General features: G+C 34.1%; 19 protein-coding genes. 8 read left to right on the forward strand and 11 right to left on the reverse strand.

What is annotated here, in order from left to right; genetic code table 11:
• Together QMA06_RS08920 and QMA06_RS08925 are read right to left on the reverse strand one after the other, a co-directional pair.
• The gene (locus QMA06_RS08920) at window positions 1–1,146 is read right to left on the reverse strand and encodes an efflux RND transporter periplasmic adaptor subunit (protein ID WP_290206487.1); all 1,146 of its coding nucleotides are present in this window, start codon (window positions 1,144–1,146) and stop codon (window positions 1–3) included.
• 125 nt (window positions 1,147–1,271) lie between these two features.
• Window positions 1,272–3,179: an ABC-F family ATP-binding cassette domain-containing protein gene (locus QMA06_RS08925; protein ID WP_290206488.1), complete on the reverse strand. Its 1,908-nt coding sequence runs from the start codon at window positions 3,177–3,179 to the stop codon at window positions 1,272–1,274.
• Window positions 3,180–3,300: 121 nt separating this feature from the next.
• Between QMA06_RS08925 and QMA06_RS08930 the strand changes: the two genes are divergently transcribed.
• Window positions 3,301–3,696, forward strand: a complete 396-nt coding sequence (locus QMA06_RS08930) for a DUF983 domain-containing protein (protein ID WP_290206489.1) — start codon at window positions 3,301–3,303, stop codon at window positions 3,694–3,696.
• 9 nt (window positions 3,697–3,705) lie between these two features.
• Here the strand turns inward: QMA06_RS08930 and QMA06_RS08935 are convergent, their stop codons facing one another.
• From QMA06_RS08935 to QMA06_RS08975, 9 genes are all read right to left on the reverse strand, one after another.
• A complete protein-coding gene (locus tag QMA06_RS08935) occupies window positions 3,706–4,749 on the reverse strand; it encodes an NAD(P)/FAD-dependent oxidoreductase (protein WP_290206490.1) in 1,044 nt (347 codons plus the stop codon).
• A 177-nt stretch (window positions 4,750–4,926) separates the two neighbouring features.
• A complete protein-coding gene (porN, locus tag QMA06_RS08940) occupies window positions 4,927–5,838 on the reverse strand; it encodes a type IX secretion system ring subunit PorN/GldN (protein WP_290206491.1) in 912 nt (303 codons plus the stop codon).
• 54 nt (window positions 5,839–5,892) lie between these two features.
• Window positions 5,893–7,467: a type IX secretion system motor protein PorM/GldM gene (gene porM / locus QMA06_RS08945; protein WP_290206492.1), complete on the reverse strand. Its 1,575-nt coding sequence runs from the start codon at window positions 7,465–7,467 to the stop codon at window positions 5,893–5,895.
• Window positions 7,468–7,513: 46 nt separating this feature from the next.
• Entirely contained in the window at window positions 7,514–8,146 is a 633-nt protein-coding gene (gene porL, locus QMA06_RS08950) for a type IX secretion system motor protein PorL/GldL (protein ID WP_290206493.1), read from the reverse strand.
• An 85-nt stretch (window positions 8,147–8,231) separates the two neighbouring features.
• Window positions 8,232–9,578: a T9SS ring complex lipoprotein PorK/GldK gene (gene porK / locus QMA06_RS08955; protein WP_456119803.1), complete on the reverse strand. Its 1,347-nt coding sequence runs from the start codon at window positions 9,576–9,578 to the stop codon at window positions 8,232–8,234.
• A gap of 165 nt (window positions 9,579–9,743) precedes the next feature.
• Window positions 9,744–10,910: a formimidoylglutamase gene (locus QMA06_RS08960; RefSeq protein ID WP_290206495.1), complete on the reverse strand. Its 1,167-nt coding sequence runs from the start codon at window positions 10,908–10,910 to the stop codon at window positions 9,744–9,746.
• Window positions 10,911–10,916: 6 nt separating this feature from the next.
• Window positions 10,917–13,445 (reverse strand): type I DNA topoisomerase, encoded by a 2,529-nt coding sequence (gene topA / locus QMA06_RS08965; protein WP_290206496.1) that lies wholly within the window; start codon window positions 13,443–13,445, stop codon window positions 10,917–10,919.
• Window positions 13,446–13,605: 160 nt separating this feature from the next.
• Window positions 13,606–14,040 carry a hypothetical protein gene (locus QMA06_RS08970; protein WP_290206497.1) on the reverse strand — a complete coding sequence of 145 codons (435 nt, stop codon included), beginning with the start codon at window positions 14,038–14,040 and terminating at the stop codon, window positions 13,606–13,608.
• Window positions 14,041–14,091: 51 nt separating this feature from the next.
• Window positions 14,092–14,886, reverse strand: a complete 795-nt coding sequence (locus tag QMA06_RS08975; RefSeq protein ID WP_290206498.1) for a hypothetical protein — start codon at window positions 14,884–14,886, stop codon at window positions 14,092–14,094.
• A 203-nt stretch (window positions 14,887–15,089) separates the two neighbouring features.
• Between QMA06_RS08975 and miaB the strand changes: the two genes are divergently transcribed.
• From miaB to groL, 7 genes are all read left to right on the forward strand, one after another.
• Window positions 15,090–16,529, forward strand: coding sequence for a tRNA (N6-isopentenyl adenosine(37)-C2)-methylthiotransferase MiaB (gene miaB / locus QMA06_RS08980; RefSeq protein ID WP_290206499.1), 1,440 nt, complete (start codon window positions 15,090–15,092; stop codon window positions 16,527–16,529).
• Window positions 16,530–16,580: 51 nt separating this feature from the next.
• Window positions 16,581–17,849, forward strand: coding sequence for a sigma-54 interaction domain-containing protein (locus tag QMA06_RS08985; protein ID WP_290206500.1), 1,269 nt, complete (start codon window positions 16,581–16,583; stop codon window positions 17,847–17,849).
• A gap of 217 nt (window positions 17,850–18,066) precedes the next feature.
• Complete coding sequence (locus QMA06_RS08990) at window positions 18,067–18,570, forward strand: LptE family protein (RefSeq protein ID WP_290206501.1); 504 nt, start codon at window positions 18,067–18,069, stop codon at window positions 18,568–18,570.
• 5 nt (window positions 18,571–18,575) lie between these two features.
• Complete coding sequence (locus QMA06_RS08995; protein WP_290206502.1) at window positions 18,576–19,547, forward strand: hypothetical protein; 972 nt, start codon at window positions 18,576–18,578, stop codon at window positions 19,545–19,547.
• Between the two features lies 1 nt (window position 19,548).
• On the forward strand, window positions 19,549–19,896 hold the full coding sequence (gene secG, locus QMA06_RS09000; protein WP_290206503.1) for a preprotein translocase subunit SecG: 348 nt from the start codon (window positions 19,549–19,551) through the stop codon (window positions 19,894–19,896).
• A gap of 185 nt (window positions 19,897–20,081) precedes the next feature.
• Complete coding sequence (locus QMA06_RS09005) at window positions 20,082–20,357, forward strand: co-chaperone GroES (protein WP_290206504.1); 276 nt, start codon at window positions 20,082–20,084, stop codon at window positions 20,355–20,357.
• 105 nt (window positions 20,358–20,462) lie between these two features.
• Window positions 20,463–22,094, forward strand: a complete 1,632-nt coding sequence (groL, locus tag QMA06_RS09010) for a chaperonin GroEL (protein WP_290206505.1) — start codon at window positions 20,463–20,465, stop codon at window positions 22,092–22,094.
• Window positions 22,095–22,105: the final 11 nt, after the last annotated feature.

Genomic DNA, 22,105 nt, shown 5'->3' on the forward strand with positions numbered 1-22,105 from the left:
TTATTGTGCGGTTTGCTGTTCTTGAGAATTTTCTAACGATTCTTCATTCACTTTTACCAACATACCTGCATAAGCACCGGGTATAGATTTTGCGAGAATAACAGTATCATCTGGTACGCCTTTTACAATAACATCTTTAGGCGAAAAATACACGGGTTCCACTTGAATAATATCTAAAATGCTATCCTTGATTACAAAAATTTCTGATTGATCGACCAAAAGCTTCCTTGAAATTTTTATGGCATCTGAAACTTCCTTGGCATCTAATTGCGCTTCTAGAAACATTCCTTCCTTCAAATTATCTCCTTTAACCTGAACAAAAACAGTTACTGTTTGAGTAGCCTGATCAATACGCCCATTAACTCTAGACACTACACCGGTAAAACTTGTTTGCTTATTTAAGGTATTTAACTCAACCTTTTCGCCTATTTGTAATAAATCACTAAAATTGCTACTGATAGCTAATTCTAATTCATAAACTGAAGTATCTATAAATTCTCCAAGCTTTTGACCTGGTCTCACTAAAGTTCCTTTATTGACTAAACTTTCTGTTAAAATACCGTTATAAGGTGCATAGATTCTATATTTAGATAAACGTTGCTCAAGATTTTTAACGTTATAAAATGCGGATTGCACACCTCTACCTGTGATAAAATAATTAACTTTTTCATCCGTAGAATCAGGTAAGGCAGCCATATCCTTATTCATATCAAAATTTTGGAGATACGTATTCCAAATCGGAAAGGCCTCTGGATAATCTAACCGTAGATCAGGCATTAGAGAGGTAATGAGGTTATATAAATCGCTTTTTGCGGCTTGCACTGAGGCATAATATTCATTAGCGTTTATACGTATAAGTAATTGTCCTTTTTTATAAGGTTGACCAGCTTTAAAATCGTTAGTACTACTTTCAAAGACACCTTGAACCTCAGAATAAAGTTCTAATCTATTTTTGGCAATAAGATTTCCATTTGCAGGAATTGTAATCGGGACCGTGGCGTTTTTCACTGTATCTACAAAAACAGTTTTAACAACTTTGGCTACTTTTGGTTTTACTTTGGTGTTGCTTTCAATTAAAAAATAAGCACCAACACAAGCTGCCAAAATAATTAGAACACCAATTACAGATAAAAGCGCCTTTCTCATGGATTAGTTTTTAATGGTTAGTTTGTACTCTCAACTTCTACAGTCAAATAATTGAGTCCATAATTTGCAAAAATATTCATTTGCCGAATACAAGTCCTTAAAAAAAACTTAAAAGGCTGAGCTACTTACGATATTTCATCGAGCTGAAACTGAATTGACTCCCAATCTTCCATCAATTTACTCAAAGATTTTTTCTTAGTTTGGTACCGATCAAAAAACTTAGGATCTGATGCCGTTTTGTCGTAATCCGTGGCTAGTTTAACATCATCCGCTTTAATATCCTTTTCTAGTTCGTTGATTTTTGACTCAACGTTACTCAACTTATTATTTAGGGATTTTAGCTTTTTTTGATCTTCATAACTTTGTTTATTACTGTCCTTAGGACTTTCTATTACAACAGTTCGCTTTTCAGCCTCCCTTAAGTTTTCAAGATTTCTTTGTTCTAAGTAAAAATCTATATCGCCTAAATATTCTTTTATGGTTTGATCTTTAAACTCGTAAACTGTATCTGTTAAGCCTTGAAGAAAATCTCTATCGTGAGACACCAATATTAAAGTTCCTTCGAAATTTTTTAAAGCTTCTTTTAAAACATTTTTGGATTTAATATCTAAGTGATTGGTAGGCTCATCCATTATTAAAACATTCAAAGGCTGCAATAATAATTTTGCCAATGCTAAACGGTTTCGTTCACCACCAGAAAGTACTCTAACATATTTTTCGGCTTCTTCACCTCTAAACAAGAAAGAACCTAAAATATCTCGAACTTTACTTCTATTAGTTTCATTAGCCGCATCTATCATAGTATCTAAAACGGTTTTGTTACCATCTAAATACTCCGCTTGATTTTGGGCAAAATAACCAATCTGTACATTGTGCCCTAAGTTTAAATTGCCCTGATGCTTTATCTCGCCAACAATAATTTTTGCTAAAGTTGATTTTCCCTGACCATTCTGTCCAACAAAAGCGGTTTTAATATCTCTCGGAATGGTTAAATTCACCTTATCCAATACTTGCAGATCTCCATAACTTTTAGAAACATTATCAACTTCAACCACTATTTTACCTGGAGTAATTGATACAGGAAAATTAAGTGACATCACACTATTATCATCTTCATCGACTTCAATTCTATCAATCTTATCTAATTTTTTAATCAGCGACTGCGCCATAGTAGCTTTTGAAGCTTTAGCCCTGAATTTCTCGATGAGTTTTTCGGTTTGCTCAATTTTTTTCTCTTGATTTTTTTGAGCTGCCAATTGTTGCACCTTCATTTCCTTACGCAACGCTAAAAATTTTGTATAAGGCTTATTATAATCGTAGATTCTTCCTAATGAAATCTCAATAGTTCGATTAGTAACATTGTCTAAGAACATCTTATCGTGAGAAACGATGACAACGGCACCGCTATAACCTTTCAAAAAATTTTCTAACCAAATAATAGACTCTATATCTAAATGGTTAGTAGGTTCATCTAACAATAATAAATCGTTATTTTGAAGTAACAATTTTGCCAGTTCAATTCGCATTCGCCAACCACCCGAAAACGTATCTGTTAACTTATTAAAATCTTCGCGTTCAAAACCCAAACCTTGGAGAATCTTTTCAGTTTCACCTTGATAATTATAACCGCCTAAAATTTCATACTGATGTTGAATATCATTCAAATCAATCATTAGTTGATTATAAGATTCACTTTCGTAATCAGTCCGCTCGGCCAGTTGCGTATTAATATGTTCTAATCTAGCTTCGCATGTTTTTATTTCTTTAAAAGCTTCGTAAGATTCCTCCAAAACTGTTTTTCCGAAATCGAAGTCGATATCTTGTTTTAAAAATCCAATTTTTAAATCTTTGTCTGCTGCAATTTGGCCAGAATCGGCTTCCTGTTCTTTCGATAAAATACGAAGCATAGTAGATTTGCCCGCTCCATTTTTACCTATTAAACCTATTCGATCGCCAAGGCCCAACTTAAAAGTAATTTCCTCAAAGAGATATTCACCTTGAAATGATATAGATAGATTATGGATATTTAGCATAACTTTTTTGAATATTACAATTGTTATAAACTTACAATTGTTACAACACAGGATGTTTTATATTTTATCTTTGTATTGATCTAGTTTATTTTTTAAAAATGCAAAAATAAAGGTTTTAGTTATGATTAGAAAAGGAATGAAACTTTATAGTATCTTATTTGGAGCATGCCCAAAATGCCATCAAGAATCCATGTACGTTAACAAAAACCCTTATGTGATATCTGAAGTGATAAAAATGCAAGATCATTGCTCACATTGTAAAACAAAATATCAAATAGAACCTTCTTTCTTTTACGGCTCAATGTACATAAGCTATGGTGTTGGCATTGCTTTTGCTATTGCAGCTTTTATTATTAGCTACGTTATTTTAGAATCGTCATTAACTATTGCTTTTGCCGCAATTACTGGAACTTTAGTCGCCTTTTTTCCTATAATCATGAGACTTTCTCGTAACATTTGGATCAATTTATTTATGGGTTATGATAAGGAAGTGGCACATCAAGTCTCAAAAGTGTAGAATGTAGAACTAATTAAATCTTTTGATATCTATTTCTGTATCTAGTGACTTACTGTTTTCGACAAATTGAAACAACTCTCTTGCTACATAGGGAGCAATCATAACGCCCCTAGTTCCTAGTCCGTTAAGCACATAAAGATTTTTATGTTTAGCGTGTTGTCCAACCAAAGGTCTTCTATCTTTTACTGTCGGTCTAATTCCCGCGACTTGATTAACAACCTCATATTTACATTTTAATACGGTATTAACCTTTGACAGTAGCTCTTCTTTCGCTTTTTCTGTAGTTGCGTTGGTTTTGTCTACGTTGTCGTAAGTTGCACCTACGTTATATAAATCATCACCGAGTGGTATAATGAATACAGAAGATTTTATGGCATAATCAATGTTCAAATCTGGTGCTTCAATGGTTAGTATTTCTCCTTTAGAACCAGTTAAAGGCATATCTTTAAAGTATGGATTTTGTTTTACACCAAAACCTTCGGCAAAAACAACATGTTTAGTTCTTATATTTTGATACTGAATACCATCTGCAACAAACTCAATTTGGCTATGGCGAAATGTGATTTCCTCAAAATAACCGTTTTGCTTTAAAAAATTTCTATAATAAGTAATAAGGGTTTCAGTGTCGATACGACCAGCATGCAAAACCTCACCAAAACCAAAAGGAGCGTCGATAACTGCACTAGTATTCTTTACTAATTTGGTGGATAAAAACTTTTCAAGACTGGGTTTGTCTGATGCTGTAAACCATTTATTTTGTTCTTGAATTGATGTAAAGCGCCTTAGGATTCTGAGTTTATAATCAACTTTAATTTGTAATTCTTTTTCTAACGCTCTATAAACAGGCAATGCCAAAGCTAGTTGTTCTTTGGCTTTCCAAACTTCAGAAAAACGTTTTAAAATTACAGGATTATAAAGTCCAGCAGCCACAATAGAAGACTTCTGAGAATTATTATCAAACACTACAAACGTTTTGTTATGTGCACGCAATTCTTCACAAAACGCTATACTAGCTAAACCACAACCTACAATTAAATAATCCACATCTTTCATGGTGGCAAATGTAAAAAGTTACACAAAGAAATGGATTATTTTAATTAGAATATTTACAAATTAAAGCCTCCTAAATGAGTGAAGTTTAACACTAATCCATTTCTTATTATATAAAATACGAACAAAAAAAACGCTCATTTAAAAAATGAGCGTCCATAATATTTTATGTTTGGCTAACTAGTAACTCCACATATCTTGTTCAAAATTTCTAATCTTGTCTTTAATACGTTCTGATTCTAAAAGTTGCATTAATGCATTTTCAGCAACATATTCTTTGACTTCTCTATCACCATAAACATTTTCTTCTTTGTAGATGGTTCCGCTAAATCGTCTGCTATTTAATAGATGATCAAAAGATAATGGAATAGCACTATTCTTATTATTAAAAGCTTTAGCCTCGTGCAAAATATCTCTTATTTCTGGAAAGAACACCCAAAATAAACCAATTGGTTCCTTATTAGCTTCATCATCAGAATCAATAAAGTTAACATCTGGCGCTGCTGGTGCAATACCTAAAATACGATATTTTAATTCTCCTTGACGTTTATCGAAATACCAAAGTCCTTTTATTAAGTAAGAATTGATATCAGCAGGTCCTATTTCTCTGCGGATTACATATTCTTCAGGCACTAAAGACGTATCAGATACACCTTCGGCGTTCATCCAATCAATTCCTTGATCAGTGATCTCTTCTTTTCTCAAAGAAGGTGCCAAATCTTCCATAGTACGTTCTTCCGTAAAATAGGAATCTGCGTAAACTTTTGGAATAATACCATCATTGATATTTTGCATTAGCGTCATATACAACGACTTTCTATCGTCCCCTAAAGTACTTTCAATAGGAAAATATAAAGGAAAATTTGCACGCTCATCTAAGACAATCTTTTCCCAAGTCATTTTAGAAAATAAGATATCTCTATCACCAACATAACCGTATTCTAGCGGCTTATCGTTATCTAGAAGTAACTGTGCTTCAGTTTTCATACCAATTTCCTCTGGTATTTTCGCATTTAGGATATTAGCTTGCGCAAACATAGTGTTCGCTGCTAAAACTCCTATTCCTATACATAAAAAGCTTTTTAAATTCATCTTATCGTTTATTATAATTTGGGACTTTCGCTTAAAGATAATGTTGATTATCATTTAGTTTGTAACCTCGACAGCTACAGGTGAAACTCCTTTCAATTGATATTTAGCATTGCCTTGTATCTTAGCATTGATATCGAAAATTGTAACGACATCACCTTTACGTGCTCTACCTATTGCAGATTTAGCTTGACTGTTCATCTTTGTACCAGCAACAGCAACGGTTGGCTGACCAGGCACTTTGATTTTAAATGATGTTACATTTATCGGTAAATCAAATACAAAATCGTCAAGTTTTGCACCTACTGTACCAATTTCTAAATTACGCTTAGGTAATTTTGCAATACCATCTTTACCAGAAATCGTTCCCGTTGGTTTTGGTATATCTTTAATTCTAAACGTTTGTTGATCGCTTGCTCTTGAACCATCGTCCAGGGTAGCAGATACGTTAATTGTAACTTCTCTACCTGTACCAGGATTCATTACATACTTGCCAGTTCCTGAAGCTTTAGATAAACCTGAACCGCTTGCAGATACTTTATTATCAGGTACACCTGCAAAAGATATAGTCATAGGATTGGCAACACCTCGATAAACAACATTCATCTTATCTGCAGAAATAGTCGCAGAATTTGGTCTCGGCACCACTACATAATTCCCTATAATTGGAATATCTAAAGGTTTACCATCTTCTAAAAATGTAAATTTACCTTCAATATTTTGTTCACCAACATTACCTACAGTAAAATCTAAACGTGCAGCACCTGTAGAATCAATAGCATTTGCCAAATCAATTTCCTGTCCTTGAACGGTTAATTTTGTAGGGGTTACATTTGCGTATTTACCTAAAACTACACGACCTTGAAATTTTTCACCCGCAAAAAACGCAGATTTATCAGCTAATACGATGGCTTGATAATTTTTTAATGATGTAGCATCACTAACAAGATTTCCTAGAAAACCATTATAAATGTTAGTTTCTGTAGCTTTTACGTCATTTTGCATCGCTGTTAACTTAGTGTAAGATGCAATAGCTGGAAAACCTTGGAAATGATAATCTAACCATTTTTTCTTAGCACCTTCACCATCCACAACAGGATCTAATGAAAAACGCTTTTCAATATTTGCAATTACTGGTTGCCACTTGCCTTCATTAGGAAGTACAGCTTTAATATCTTTTTTGTATTTCTCAATAGCTGCGACTATTTCGTCACCTCTTTTGGTATAACGGTCGCCAGTAAACCATAGTTCATCAAGCTTATCACCTTTGTCCATTTCTTCATATGGCAACTCACCGTTATCTTCTCTTTCATAGCCACCATTTTTTACAATATCTCGCTCCTTAACGGTTCCTAGAAATTTGTAAAATTCATCTGAAATGAGGCTTATTTGTTTCGCTTTTTGATTTGCTGCTGCAAAATCCTCAGGCTTTTCTTCAGCTTGCGATTCTAATTGTCTTAGAATACCAGTGTTTGAAGATGTAGCTAATTCGTTTGCGCTAGCAAATTTCGTGTTCATTAATCCAAATGCAGATAATACTTCTTTTGACATGGTCATTGCGATCATGGCAATAAATACCAAGTACATTAGATTAATCATTTTTTGCCTTGCGGACTGTTTTCCTCCTGCCATTTCTAATTAGTTTTTAATTGTTAAAAAATTTGATTTAAAAAACCAATTAGTTTTTGTTCATTGCAGATAACATACCACCATATACACCATTTAATGATGATAAGTTAGATGCCAAGGATTGCATTTGTTCTTTTAATTTAGTAGCGTTTTCAACAGCTTCCTCATTAATAGCTGCTTGACGATTTGCACTATCCATTTGTACTTTATAAAGACTATTTAAAGATTCCATCTGTGCTGCTGCTAAAGTCATTTCTTCACTGTATTTCTTTTGAGCTTGCATGCTATCTACTGTAGGAGAAATTCCTTTTGCTGCACCTTCAAAGTTTTTAATGCTATCACCTAAACTTGCCATAAGCGCACCATCAATTTTAGCCTCTTTTAATAAATTGTCTAATTTTTTAGATAATAAACCTTCTGCATCTTTAGGTGCTTCAACAGCTTTCTTTTTTCCTAAAGTTTGACCACCAGCTAATTCTGGATATACTAAAGACCAATCTAGGTCGTCACCTTGTTTTTCAAAAGCAGATATGGTAAATACAATAGCTTCAACAATCATACCTATGGTAAGAATAAGGGATCCATACGGCCAATGTTGAATTTTGAATAATGCTCCAATAATTACAATTGCAGCTCCTAGTCCATAGACCATATTCATTGATGATAATTTCTTTTGTGCCATGATTTTAATTTTTTGATTTTCAAATGAGCGTTGGTTAAATTTTACTCATTTTGGATTAGTATTTAGATTAAGTTAAGTTTAAATTTTAGTTTGTAGCTGCGTTTTTAGTGACTTCAGTTCCCATATAATCCTGAACTGTTCTAAAACCAATATAGCTTCTTGCAGAATCTGCATATTCGTAATCTCTAGAACTTACCTGCAAGAAATAAGCAACATCTTTCCATGAACCACCTCTTACCACTTTTCGTGAATTATTTGGATCATTAACATTTGGATTTATCGTTGACGAATACTCGTAAGATGCAGGATCATAAGAACCGTTTACCCATTCTGAAACGTTACCTGCCATATTATATAAGTTGAAATCATTAGGATCGTAAGCATCCGCTTCTACTGTATACAATGCTTGATCTGCAGCATAATCACCTCTTAAAGGTTTAAAGTTAGCCATAAAACAACCTCTATCATTTTTGGTATAAGGACCTCCCCAAGGATATGATGCTCCTTGCAAACCACCACGAGCTGCATACTCCCATTCTGCTTCAGATGGTAATCTGTATGAGTTTATTGCATGAACTCCTCTTTTCTTTCTATCTGCATTATGATAAAGTGTTCTCCATTGGCAGAAAGCCTGCGCTTGCTTCCAAGAAACACCTACTACAGGATATGCTCCGTACGCATCATGCCAAAAGTAATCGTTATGCATTGGCTCATTGTAAGAATAAGCAAAATCTCTAATCCAAGCAGTGGTATCTGGGTAAACTTCAACCTCTTGCTGTACAATAACCTCAGAACGTTTTAAACCTCTGTTTTTTGCCGCTTTAGCAATATCCATATAAGAATATTGAAATTTAAATTGTTTTACATCCCAAGTACGTTGACCATTGTATGATTCCTCTAAAGGCAAATACATGCCATCCATAACCTCAGCATATAATTCATCAGGATAATCGTCTGTATCAAAATATAAATCGACATCACGATTAATTTTACGCTGTTGATTACCGTAAGTATTAACCATATAACTTTCGTAAGCATTAAGATTATTTGGATCTGAATCTACATAAGCAAATTCACCAATATCACCACTTCCTGCCGTTTTACCTTCTAAATCAGCCATTTCAGCTAACTTCAACCTTAATGTGGAATCTCTCACCCATTCTACAAATTGACGATACTCACTATTGGTAATTTCTGTTTCGTCCATATAAAAAGCACGAACTGTTGCGGTTTTTGTAGGCGCATCTTGAACACCAGCTAAATCATCATCGGATTTACCCATAATGAAAGCTCCACCAGGCACTAACGTCATCCCATAGGGTTTTTCTGGATGCCATTTCTTACCCTTAACACCTACTAATTGTCCACGATCTCCAGAATTACAACTGGCTACCATAACTAGTACTGCGGTTAACAAAATAAACTTCTTAATATTCATAGTAACTCTAGGTTAAATTAGTCCTTATTAATTTTGAGGACGTAAACATATTTATATATTTTCGAATAAACAACTTTTTTTATCTTTTTTTTGCACTTTACCCTCAAAATAAGCATTTCGTCGATAAAACAAATGTTAAAATTCGATTAAGTGCACTTTTTAAAAGCTATTCTTCCTGTAGGCTTTATACCAACGTTCAGGTATTTCTCCTTGAGTAGCACGTACATAATCTGAATGCATGCATGGTAATAACGTATGCTTTTTTAATTTATTATTAACATTTGGTAAAAAAGGAATTTCAATCCACCATCGTCCCGTCTTTAAGCTTTTGAAAAAAATCAACTCATCATCGTCAACCAACACATTGTACTTTTGGTACTGATCTTCATTATTAAAATCATCATCCTTTACACGACAATTTACCCCTTCTACAAAGTACCATATCATTTGAGCTACAAGCATCGAAGTTGTACTATCATTTTTTGATGCGCTGTATTCATAAATGCCAAAAGAAGACACTTTATTACTTATACCTGCATATCTACTTATTGCACAAATCTCTTTTCCTGAAAAACCATTTGGCGAGTACTTTTGGTTATCACTTACCTCAGCCGCTCTGACTGATTTTAAATCGACCGAAACAATATGGGCATCGCGCATTAATGGTTCTACTTTATTTATATCGCCAGAGATCTCACCCAGACGATAGGCTTCAAAGTACAATTTTTCTAGTAGATCAATTTCTTCTTGAGAGTTAAAATAGGTTTGGTACCCAATGGTGGTGTAATTGAATAAATTATAAGGCTCTTCAACAATTACTTTTCCTACATAACTATTGTTTCTTATAGGAAGATTGGCATCACCTAAATCGAAATTAGTATCAACGTTTACCACATTGACCATTGGCATCAACGAATCATAGGCTCGATAATTAGCGTAAGTCAAATCTTGACTACCGCCTATTATAATTGGAATGATTTTTTTTTCAACTAAAACGGTAATAGCTGTTCTAATTGCAAAATAAGTGTCTTCAACAGTTTCACCTTTTTCAATATCACCAAGATCTGCTAACGTTGTATGCCAATTACCAGGAAATAAGGTATATAGTGTTTTACGGATGGTATCAAAATTAACTTTTGAACCGATATAATTGACATCATTTCTTTTTTCCTGAACTCCAATAATGGCCATTTGCACATTTTCGAGATCAGGAATTCCATGTTGACGCGAATGGATTTTAATTTTTTTCCCTAGCGCTTGTTGCGCAATTAGTTCGTTATGAGCTAAGACTGCATCTGATACAGGCGTGAGAAAATTAAAATTCATATGTAATTATTTTTTTTTGGTGGTAGTTTTCTTTTTAGTCGTCGTTTTCTTTTTAGCAGTCTTCTTTCTAGTCTTCTTTTTAGGCGCATTTTTTTCGAGCAGCGCTTGTGCTTTCTCTAAGGTCATTTTACTAACATCAACTGTTTTAGCCAATTCAACCTTTTGTTTACCTTTTATAATATTGTGTCTTCCCCATCTTGCCTTTTCTACACGCACTCCTTCATCTTCCCAATTATGGATTACCTTATCAATTTCCTTCTGTATCTTTTCTTCTATTAAAGTTACAATGTCTTCTTCAGAAAGATTATCCCAATCATATTTTTTATTAACATTAATAAACATATTGTTCCATTTAATAAATGGCCCAAAACGTCCTTTGCCTTTAGTCACTTCTAAATCCTTATACATATATATAGGAGCGTCTGCCAATTCTTTCTCCTTAATATAAATCATGGCCTCATCCATATCAACACTTAATGGATCGACTCCTTTAGGGAGAGACACAAACTTTTTACCAAATCTTACATACGGACCAAAACGTCCGTTGTTTACCTCAACTTCCTCTTCTTTATAATGCCCAAGTGCCTTTGGTAGTTTAAATAAATCCATGGCCTCATCATAAGTAATGGAATTTAATTGCTGATCTGGAGACAAACTAGCAAACTTTGGTTTTTCTTCTTCATCCTGAATACCAAGTTGAACCATTGGTCCAAATTTACCTAAACGCACACTAACCTGACGTCCTGTTTTTGGATCTGTTCCCAAAATACGTTCTCCAGATTCGCGTTCTGCATTTTCTTGCACATCTTCAACTTGTGGATGAAAACCTTTATAGAAATCTTTCATCATTTCTCGCCAATCTTCTTTCCCTTCAGCGATATCATCAAACTTATCCTCTACTTTGGCCGTAAAATTATAATCCAAAATACTTTCAAAATGATTGACTAAAAAATCCGTCACAATCATTCCTATATCTGTAGGGACTAATTTTCCTTTATTAGAGCCAGTTTGTTCGGAAAGTGTATTATCTTTTATCTTTTGGTTTTCAAAAACCAGTTGCTTATATTTTCTTTCATCACCTTCGTGCGTTCCTTTTTCAACATAATTTCTATTCTGAATAGTTGAAATTGTCGGCGCGTAAGTTGACGGTCTACCAATACCTAATTCCTCTAATTGCTTCACTAAAGAAGCTTCCGTAAATCTTGCAGGCGGACGTGTAAATCTTTCTGTAGCTGTAATATATTTATTCTGAAGGATTTCCCCCACTTTTAAATCTGGCAATATACCTTCTTGTTCTGCATCTTCATCATCAGTACCTTCTAAATAGACTTTAAGAAAACCTTCAAAAGTGATGATCTCACCATTGGCTGAAAATTGTTCCTTTAGGGTATTCTTGGCATTAATTTGAATTTTTAAATTGGTGCGCTCTAATTTAGCATCACTCATTTGTGACGCTATAGCACGCTTCCAAATTAAATCGTATAATCTTGCTTGATCGCGTTCTGCGTTAACCGTATGATTGGAAAAATCTGTTGGCCTTATAGCTTCGTGTGCTTCTTGTGCTCCCTTAGTTTTACCTTTATAATTCCTAGGATTACTAAATTTAGAACCATAAGCTGATATAATTTCATTTTCGGCACCTTTTTTAGCATCGTCAGATAAATTAACACTATCTGTTCTCATATACGTAATAAGACCAGCTTCATAGAGACGCTGAGCATTAGTCATGGTTCTACTAACTGAAAACCCTAATTTTCGCGATGCTTCTTGTTGAAGTGTTGAAGTGGTAAACGGCGCGGCTGGTGACTTTTTAGCGGGTTTCTTTTGTAAATCTGCAACTTCGTATGAGGCTCCAATATTATTATTTAAAAACTGTAAGGCTTCCTTTTCAGAATCAAAATTCTTAGGCAATTTAGCTTTAAATGTATTTCCGTTTTCATTGGTGAATTCTGCATCAATTCTATAAGAAGCCGAAGCTTCAAAAGCTTGAACATCGCGTTCACGCTCTACAATTAAACGTACCGAAACCGATTGTACTCGACCAGCCGAAAGCCCTCCTTTAACTTTTCGCCATAAAACTGGTGAAAGTTCGTAGCCTACAATTCGATCTAAAACACGCCTGGCTTGTTGAGCGTCTACTAAGTTATAATCAATATTCCTTGGATTATCAATCGCTTTATTAATTGCAGATTTTGTAATCTCATGAAATACAATACGTTTTGTTTTATCCTTATCTAATTTTAAAGTCTCAGCTAAATGCCAAGCAATCGCTTCCCCTTCTCGATCCTCATCACTTGCTAACCAAACGATATCTGCTTTCTTTGCTAAGTCTTTTAATTTTTTAACTACATCTTTCTTGTCTTTAGAGACTTGATACTTGGGCATAAAATCCCCTTCTACATCTACTCCTAATTCTTTAGAAGGCAGATCAGCAATGTGCCCAAAACTGGACTCCACTTTATAATCTTTTCCTAAAAATTTCTCAATGGTTTTAGCCTTTGCAGGTGACTCAACAATAACTAGATTCTTCGACATTCTTAATTTTTTGCGTTTACAAATGTATATGAAAATTAAGATACAAACCTAATTTGGACGTAAATACGATGGCTTTTATCGTGTTTTATTCAAACTATACCACAAAAAAGCCTTGCTAACTGCAAGGCTTCTAATGCTTATAAAATATTAGAAATAGAAATTAATATGTATATAAAAGTTGCTCTGGAAATCCTTCGATATTCAATACTATTTCATTAACTCCATTAATTCTCAGTGCTGCTAGATTAAAAGATTCCTCTGTGGTAAAGACCGCTGAACAAGTTTCATTATTTGTAAGTGCTAATTTTAAATACCGTTGATTTGGCAATGACTCAGCAATATTACCCGAATCAATTAAAGTCAATTGCCAAGAATCGCTACGACAACCACTAGCAGTTACTTCTACAAACAAACAATCGCGATTAAAAAACATATTTCCTACAGTATAATTATTAGTCTCAGTCATAATATAAGCCTCACTATCAACAACAACCCCTAAATCACAGCTTAATATTGCACCATCATCTTCATTACATTGTGTATCCAATAATAAGGAACAAAATAATAAAACCATTAAAATTTGTCTGATTTTCATAGGATTGCGTGTTTATATAATAGATGCAAAATCGAATAAAGGGTTGCGTAACTATATAGATAAATTCTCAATACGTTTCATTTGTTCGTTTTCTTCTTCAAAACCGACTACCTCTTTATAAATAAAATAAGCAGGTAAATAGCTAAATGAACTTGTAACATACACACCAAAACCACACATTAGAACCCCTACTATCATAGCCAAGAATCCCGTTACAAACATGAGACCGAATGAAAGCAGCCATTTTTTATTTCCAAGATCAAAAGACAATTTAATAATTTCTGAAATCGATAAATCTGGGTTAAAAGCATAAATTATAACAATAAACGACAAAGGTACGATGGCATATATAATAGGAATAAAACATAACATCGTAGCTATAATTGCAATAGCTGAAAAAGCGCAGCCTAACTTTACCGTTTTACGCAAATACGGCTTTTTGAAAAAATAAAAATAATCTTCTCTACCTAATTGCTCTAAATCTTTAAGTTTACAAATTCGGTAAAATGCAGCCTTTAAACCGAGCCCGATAGTACTCATAGTTATAATAAGAAAGATATAGACCAACGCCATAACGATGATCATTATACCGCTAAGGCTGGATGATGTGGAAGCTTGGTACGGATCATAAGTATTGGTATTATTATAAATATCTGCTAAACCAAATAGAATAACAGGTACATATACAATCATTACAACTGGTATTGCCATAACCATATTCAGTAATAAAGTTACTAAACCTTGAACCCAAACGTTCTTGAATAATTCTATAGAATTATTAAATAAGTTACCAAAGTCTAAAGTTTTTGCATGTTCAATTTTGTTTTTAATAGTAGTAGCAGTCATTTCTTAAATGGTTTAGTTAATTCTTCAAAAGAAATCTATTTTTTAGAGATATTCAAACAAAAACCTTAACGAAATTATAACTGCCACTTTGTCACAATCTCTAAAATTATAGTATCTTTGCATTCTTATTGAAAATTACAAATTATTATAGAATAATAATCTTTCTTTAAATTTATGAAATTTCCGTTTCTACGGAAAATGGTATGGAAAAAACAATAGACGAAAACAAACAAGGAGATACTTTGGTTTTGGACCAAAAAGAAGGCAACCAACGTAAATTATTTATTGAGAGTTATGGCTGCGCCATGAATTTTAGCGATAGCGAAATTGTAGCTTCCATCTTATCAGAACAAGGTTTTAACACCACACAGACTCTAGAAGAAGCCGATCTTGTACTAGTTAACACCTGCTCTATTAGAGACAAGGCAGAGCAAACGGTTAGAAAACGCTTGCAACAATACAATGCCGTAAAACGTACCAATCCTAAAATGAAGGTTGGTGTATTAGGTTGTATGGCAGAACGTTTAAAAACCAAATTTTTAGAAGAAGAGAAAATAGTAGATTTAGTAGTAGGTCCAGATGCTTATAAAGATTTACCTAATCTTCTCGCTGAAGTGGACGAAGGCAGAGACGCCATAAATGTCATTCTTTCTAAGGAGGAAACTTATGGAGATATTTCGCCTGTACGGCTTAATAGCAATGGAATTACCGCTTTCGTTTCTATTACTCGCGGATGTGATAATATGTGTACATTTTGCGTTGTTCCTTTTACCAGAGGACGAGAACGTAGTAGAGATCCACAAAGTATTATTGAAGAAGTTAACGATTTATGGTCTAAAGGATTTAAGGAAATTACACTGTTAGGCCAAAACGTCGATAGTTATTTATGGTATGGAGGAGGCTTAAAGAAAGATTTCAATAATGCATCAGATTTACAAAAAGCGACTGCAGTAAATTTCGCCAATCTTTTAGAACTTTGTGCCAAAGCACAGCCAAAAATGCGAATTCGATTTTCAACTTCTAATCCACAAGATTTTACTATGGATGTTATTGAAACTATGGCGAAATACGATAATATTTGCAAACATATTCATCTACCTGTTCAAAGCGGAAGTGATCGTATCCTTAAAGAAATGAACCGTTTACACACACGTGAAGAGTACTTTGAACTTATCGATAATATTAAGCGTATCATTCCAGAGTGTTCAATCAGTGTAGATTTAATTGCTGGTTTCCCAACAGAAACAGAAGAAGACCATCAAGACACGTTAAGTTTAATGGAATATGTAAAATATAACTTTGGTTATATGTTTACTTATTCTGAACGCCCTGGCACGTTAGCAGGTCGTAAGATGGAAGATGATGTCCCAGAAGCAACAAAAAAACGACGTCTAAGTGAAATTATAGCACTAGAACGAAAATATAGTGCGATTAACACACGTCAACATCTCAATAAAACTGTTGAAGTTCTGATTGAAAAAGCTTCTAAAAAATCGGATGAACAATGGTCTGGTAGAACCTCAGATAATACCGTTGCCGTTTTTCCAAAAGAAGATTATAAAATTGGTGATCTTGTTAATGTTCACATTACAGATTGCACAAGCGCAACGCTTATAGGAAAAGCTGTTGACTATTCTAAATAATAATTAAGATATTAACTTAAAAAGAAATGCCTGCCTTTGCAGGAAGTTACTATGGAATCAATACAAGCCATAAAACAACGTTTTGGCATTATAGGAAACGATCCAAAACTTAATCGCTCTATTGAAAAAGCGATACAAGTTGCTCCTACAGACATTTCAGTTCTAGTTACTGGAGAAAGCGGTGTTGGTAAAGAGAGTATTCCAAAAATAATACACCAATTATCACACAGAAAACACGGTAAATATATTGCTGTAAATTGTGGAGCTATTCCGGAAGGTACTATAGATAGCGAATTATTCGGACACGAGAAAGGAGCATTTACGGGCGCCACTGCCACTCGTTCTGGTTACTTTGAAGTCGCCGATGGGGGCACTATTTTTTTAGATGAAGTTGGAGAATTACCATTAACCACTCAAGTACGTTTACTACGTGTTCTAGAGAATGGCGAATTTATAAAAGTCGGCTCGAGTAAGGTTCAAAAAACCGATGTTAGAATTGTAGCAGCGACAAACGTCAATATGTTTGACGCCATTAAGAAAGAAAAATTTAGAGAAGACTTATATTACAGATTAAGTACTATTGAAATTAATTTACCTCCACTTAGAGAGCGTAAAGAAGATATTCATTTGTTATTTAGAAAATTTGCTAGCGATTTCGCATTAAAATATAAGATGCCAACCGTTAAATTATCGGATGATGCGATTCATTTATTGTTAAAATTTCGTTGGAATGGTAATATTCGTCAACTACGAAATGTAGCAGAACAAATATCTGTTTTAGAGCAAAACAGAACCATTAATCCAGAGACACTTCAAAATTACTTACCAAATATTGGCAATAACTTACCGGCCGTGGTTAATAATTCGAAGTCTGAAGGTGATTTTAGTAGCGAACGCGAAATATTATATAAGGTTTTATTCGATATGAAGAGTGATCTCAATGATCTTAAAAAACTCACTATGAAACTTATGGAAACCGGTAATACTTCTGATGTACAAAAAGACAACGAAAATTTAATTCAAAAAATCTACGGTGGGGATGATAAAGATGAAGAATTTGAAGCTGCTGTAGAAGACTTAGAAGTACTATCCATACCGCAACAATCAGAAACTAGTGAACAGTCAATTTCAGATTTAGAAGACAAATATCATTTTGCTGAAGAAATTGAAGAAGAGGAAACCCTTTCTTTACATGATAAAGAGTTAGAGCTAATTAAAAAATCGTTAGAGCGCCATAGTGGAAAACGTAAATTGGCTGCTGCGGAATTAGGGATTAGTGAACGTACGCTATATAGAAAAATTAAGCAATTCGATCTATAAAATAAGATTAGAGTTTCAATAATAAGAAAATTGAAATTTTAAAAAATATTTAGTTATAAATAGACTATTTGACAGCTATAAAAATATTCACGATAAGAAATTCGTTTATAAGAAATAGTACTGAAGCCATTAGACAAATGACTGAAGAATTAATAATAAACATTATAACGGTTATATTTATGCTTTCATAACCATGAAAAAATCAAACTTTTATTAATTGAAAAATTTAAAATACATTTTAGTCGCCTTTATTTGCGTGTTTAGTTTCGGTTGCAAAGTCAATTACTCTTTTACCGGAATTACTGAGACACCAGAAACATTTCAGGTTAACTTTTTTCAGAACAATGCTGATTTAGTAGAACCTGGCTTAGACCGTTTATTTACCAATGCCCTGCAAGATCGAATCGTTAACCAAACGAGTGCACAGTTAGTCACCACCGGAGGAGAAGTTATATACGAAGGTGAAATTGTAGAATACCGTATTTCACCAATGACAGCAACTGCCGAAATAAAAGCAGCACAAAACAGGCTAACTATAAGTGTTAATGTCCGCTATATTAATACTAAGGATCCAGAAAAAGATATGGAACAACGTTTTTCATTTTTTTCCGATTATCCTGCCAACGCCCAACTTAATGGGAGCATAAAAGATATTGCTTTTGATGAAATTTTAGAACGTCTCACACAAGACATCTTAAACGCAACATTAGCAGATTGGTAAAATTTATGCAGCTTAGAGAACTCACATATTTACTAGAACACCCCGAAGCCGTTACAGCTTCTCAAACCGAGATGCTGTCGTCGGCAATTAAAGATTTTCCTTACTTTCAACCTTTACGAGCATTATATCTAAAAGGCTTAAAACAAATAGAAAGTTACAAATATAATAATGCCTTAAAAGTCACGGCTGCCCATACGGCGGACCGCAGTGTGTTGTTCGATTATATTACATCTAACTCTTTTAATCAGAATAAAATCTCAGATCAAATTAAACAGAATATAGAACATATAAAATCTATTGTAGTTAATGAAGTCGATGATATTTCGGTTAATAAAAGTGTGACTATAGATGATGCATTAAAAGAACAAATTAAAGCAACAGAAGGTGTTTTAGACCCTGGTTTATTTGAGGTAAAACCTTTGCCAAAACCCACACTCGAAATCCGAGAATCAAGAATTGAAGACTCTATTTTATCCGTTGACGTTAAAAATATAACGGCTGAAAAACAACTTAATATTGGTAAGCCTTTAGAGTTTGATAAAACTGAAAATCATTCATTTACAGAATGGCTAAAGATTACAAGTTTTAAACCTATTGTCCGTAATGACATTAAAAAAGAACCCGATTCGCAGACGTCGAGAGCAAGTGAAACTCTAATAGAAAAACAAGCTCAGGAGGATGAAACCGCTATTCCTCTTCAAAATAAATTAGCTATTATTGATAAATTTATTAACAATAACCCAAAGATTAAACCCGTTTCTAGTAATGCACCAAAACCTAAACTAGTCAATAACGATGAAGCCATTTCAGATAGTTTAATGACAGAAACTTTGGCGCGAATTTATTTAGAACAAAAAAATTACGACAAAGCAATTCAATCTTACAAAATTTTAAGTTTGAAATATCCAGAAAAAAGTAGTTTCTTTGCACACCAAATAAAATTGGTAAAAGAATTAAAAGATAATAATACAATATAAAATGAGTGCATTTTCAATATTTTTAGTACTAATCGTAATCGTAGCTTTCTTACTTGTCGTAGTAATAATGGTACAAAATCCTAAAGGAGGAGGTTTATCATCATCTTTTGGTGGTGGTGGCACACAGCAAATGGGTGGTGTAAAGAAAACTGGAGACTTTTTAGATAAGAGTACATGGTTTTTAGCTATAGGATTAATTGTGTTAATCTTAGCGTCAAATTTAACTATTAGCTCAGGTGGAAATACAGAATCTAAAGCTTATGATGCTGATGACGCTACAGAAATGCCAGTTGCACCAGCACCGGCAACTGACCAACCTACAAGTACAGAAGATACTTCAGGAGAATAACAATACGTTATTATCCTAATAATATAGAGCCAGCTTTTAAAGCTGGCTTTTTTTGTTAAAAATATCGCAAACCACTAAAATTTATAATAGCATCTGAAACTTTGTCAGACTTTGCGTCTTGGCATAATTTTCGAAATACGCTAAAGCGTAATTTATTAATTTAAACAACTAAAAACATATAACAAATGGGCTTAAACATTAAACCATTAGCAGACCGTGTTCTTGTAGAACCAACAGAAGCTGAAACGAAAACCGCTTCAGGAATTATTATTCCAGATAATGCAAAGGAAAAACCTCAAAAAGGTACTGTTGTTGCCACAGGCAAAGGAACAAAAGACGAACCTATTACTGTTAAAGTTGGTGATACTGTACTGTACGGTAAGTATGGCGGAACAGAATTAAAATTAGAAGGTAAGGATTATTTAATGATGCGCGAGAGTGACATCTTAGCGATTATATAATTCTATTTCTGTAAAAACAGGAATCTTATTAATTAAAACTTTATTTCAAATTAAACAAAAACAGTTTTCCGCTTACGCGGAAACGCTAAAATTAAAATTTTAACGATGGCAAAAGATATAAAATTCGATATAGAAGCACGCGACGGACTTAAACGTGGTGTCGATGCTTTAGCAAATGCAGTAAAAGTAACGTTAGGCCCAAAAGGTCGTAATGTAATTATAGGAAAATCATTTGGTGCACCTCAGGTCACTAAAGATGGAGTTTCTGTAGCAAAAGAAATTGAGCTTGAAAATGAGCTTGAAAACATGGGAGCGCAAATGGTAAAAGAAGTGGCTTCTAAAACTAACGATTTAGCTGGTGATGGAACAACTACCGCAACTGTTTTAGCACAAGCTATAGTAAAAGAAGGGCTTAAAAACGTTGCTGCCGGTGCAAACCCAATGGATTTAAAACGTGGTATTGACAAAGCTGTTGAGGCCATTGTAAAAGATTTAGATAAGCAATCTAAAAAAGTAGGAAGCGATTCTGATAAGATTAAGCAAGTTGCTGCAATTTCCGCTAACAATGATGATACTATTGGTGATTTAATCGCTAAGGCATTCGGAAAAGTTGGTAAAGAAGGAGTGATTACTGTTGAAGAAGCCAAAGGCATGGAAACTTATGTTGACGTGGTTGAAGGTATGCAATTTGACAGAGGTTATTTATCGCCATACTTCGTTACCGATTCTGACAAAATGATTGCTGACTTAGAAAATCCATACATTCTTTTATTTGATAAGAAAATTTCTAATTTACAGGAAATTCTGCCAATATTAGAACCTGTTGCTCAATCTGGTCGTCCGTTATTAATCATCGCAGAAGATGTTGAAGGACAAGCTTTAGCAACATTAGTTGTAAATAAATTACGTGGAGGTCTTAAAATCGCAGCTGTAAAAGCACCAGGTTTTGGAGACAGACGTAAAGCAATGTTAGAAGATATCGCTATCCTTACAGGTGGTGTTGTTATTTCTGAAGAAAGAGGTTTCTCTTTAGAAAATGCAGACTTATCAATGTTAGGTACTGCTGAAACGGTAACTATTGACAAAGACAATACAACAATTGTTAATGGTGAAGGTAAAGCAGCTGATATTAAGGCTAGAGTGAACCAAATTAAAGCTCAGATAGAAACAACAACTTCTGATTACGATAAAGAAAAGCTTCAAGAGCGTTTAGCAAAATTAGCTGGAGGTGTTGCAGTCCTTTATGTTGGTGCCGCTTCTGAAGTTGAAATGAAAGAAAAGAAAGACCGTGTGGATGATGCGTTGCATGCTACACGTGCTGCAGTGGAAGAAGGTATAGTTGCCGGTGGAGGCGTTGCTTTTGTGAGAGCTAAGAAAACATTAGAGAAAATTACAACCGACAATTTAGACGAAACAACTGGTGTACAAATTGTAAATAAAGCAATTGAAGCACCTTTGCGTACCATCGTTGAGAATGCCGGTGGCGAAGGTTCTGTAGTTATTAATAAAGTTTTAGAAGGTAAGAAAGACTTTGGTTACGATGCCAAAACTGAAACTTACGTAGATATGCTTAAAGCTGGTATCATTGATCCTAAAAAAGTGACACGTATCGCATTAGAAAATGCTGCTTCTGTCGCGGGTATGATCTTAACTACGGAATGTGCTTTAGTAGATATTAAAGAAGATGCACCTGCTATGCCACCAATGGGTGGAGGCGGAATGCCAGGTATGATGTAAGCACACATTAT

Origin of the sequence: Winogradskyella bathintestinalis (assembly GCF_030407435.1) — a bacterium.
GTDB classification, from domain to species: Bacteria; Bacteroidota; Bacteroidia; order Flavobacteriales; family Flavobacteriaceae; genus Winogradskyella; species Winogradskyella bathintestinalis.

Bases quoted from the DNA above. Each gene is read 5' to 3' on its own strand.
- QMA06_RS08925 (WP_290206488.1), bottom strand. From the start codon at position 3,179: ATGCTAAATATCCATAATCTATCTATATCATTTCAAGGTGAATATCTC.
- QMA06_RS08985 (WP_290206500.1), top strand. From the start codon at position 16,581: ATGGAATCAATACAAGCCATAAAACAACGTTTTGGCATTATAGGAAAC.
- QMA06_RS08970 (WP_290206497.1), bottom strand. From the start codon at position 14,040: ATGAAAATCAGACAAATTTTAATGGTTTTATTATTTTGTTCCTTATTA.
- groL (WP_290206505.1), top strand. From the start codon at position 20,463: ATGGCAAAAGATATAAAATTCGATATAGAAGCACGCGACGGACTTAAA.
- secG (WP_290206503.1), top strand. From the start codon at position 19,549: ATGAGTGCATTTTCAATATTTTTAGTACTAATCGTAATCGTAGCTTTC.
- porM (WP_290206492.1), bottom strand. From the start codon at position 7,467: ATGGCAGGAGGAAAACAGTCCGCAAGGCAAAAAATGATTAATCTAATG.
- miaB (WP_290206499.1), top strand. From the start codon at position 15,090: ATGGAAAAAACAATAGACGAAAACAAACAAGGAGATACTTTGGTTTTG.
- porN (WP_290206491.1), bottom strand. From the start codon at position 5,838: ATGAATTTAAAAAGCTTTTTATGTATAGGAATAGGAGTTTTAGCAGCG.
- QMA06_RS09005 (WP_290206504.1), top strand. From the start codon at position 20,082: ATGGGCTTAAACATTAAACCATTAGCAGACCGTGTTCTTGTAGAACCA.
- QMA06_RS08930 (WP_290206489.1), top strand. From the start codon at position 3,301: ATGATTAGAAAAGGAATGAAACTTTATAGTATCTTATTTGGAGCATGC.
- QMA06_RS08975 (WP_290206498.1), bottom strand. From the start codon at position 14,886: ATGACTGCTACTACTATTAAAAACAAAATTGAACATGCAAAAACTTTA.
- QMA06_RS08935 (WP_290206490.1), bottom strand. From the start codon at position 4,749: ATGAAAGATGTGGATTATTTAATTGTAGGTTGTGGTTTAGCTAGTATA.
- topA (WP_290206496.1), bottom strand. From the start codon at position 13,445: ATGTCGAAGAATCTAGTTATTGTTGAGTCACCTGCAAAGGCTAAAACC.
- QMA06_RS08960 (WP_290206495.1), bottom strand. From the start codon at position 10,910: ATGAATTTTAATTTTCTCACGCCTGTATCAGATGCAGTCTTAGCTCAT.
- QMA06_RS08995 (WP_290206502.1), top strand. From the start codon at position 18,576: ATGCAGCTTAGAGAACTCACATATTTACTAGAACACCCCGAAGCCGTT.
- porL (WP_290206493.1), bottom strand. From the start codon at position 8,146: ATGGCACAAAAGAAATTATCATCAATGAATATGGTCTATGGACTAGGA.
- QMA06_RS08920 (WP_290206487.1), bottom strand. From the start codon at position 1,146: ATGAGAAAGGCGCTTTTATCTGTAATTGGTGTTCTAATTATTTTGGCA.